This is a genomic window from Mycobacterium arosiense ATCC BAA-1401 = DSM 45069, from assembly GCF_002086125.1.
Lineage (GTDB): Bacteria > Actinomycetota > Actinomycetes > Mycobacteriales > Mycobacteriaceae > Mycobacterium > Mycobacterium arosiense.
In genome coordinates this window covers 1-234 of sequence record NZ_MVHG01000413.1, presented here as the reverse complement: position 1 = coordinate 234, position 234 = coordinate 1, and the positions used below count along the sequence as shown (strand labels likewise).

Annotated in this window: 1 protein-coding gene; it reads right to left on the bottom strand. The window is 64.5% G+C overall.

The genetic code is table 11. The features are described 5' to 3' along the window. On the bottom strand, positions 1-234 hold a 234-nt coding region (locus BST14_RS32380; RefSeq protein ID WP_142279746.1), incomplete at both ends, for a gamma carbonic anhydrase family protein.

The window sequence follows — 234 nt, the reverse complement described above, 5'->3', positions numbered from 1 at the left end:
GGCCTCGAGCATCTTCTTCTGCGGCTCGCTCAGCTCGCGCACTACCTTGCCCGGCGAGCCCATCACCAGCGAGCCGTCGGGAATCTCCTTGCCCTCGGGAATCAGCGCGTTGGCGCCGATGATGCAGTACTTGCCGATCTTCGCCCCATTGAGGATCACCGCGTTGATCCCCACCAGGCTGTAGTCGCCCACGCTGCAACCATGCAGCATGGCGTTGTGGCCGACGGTGACGCC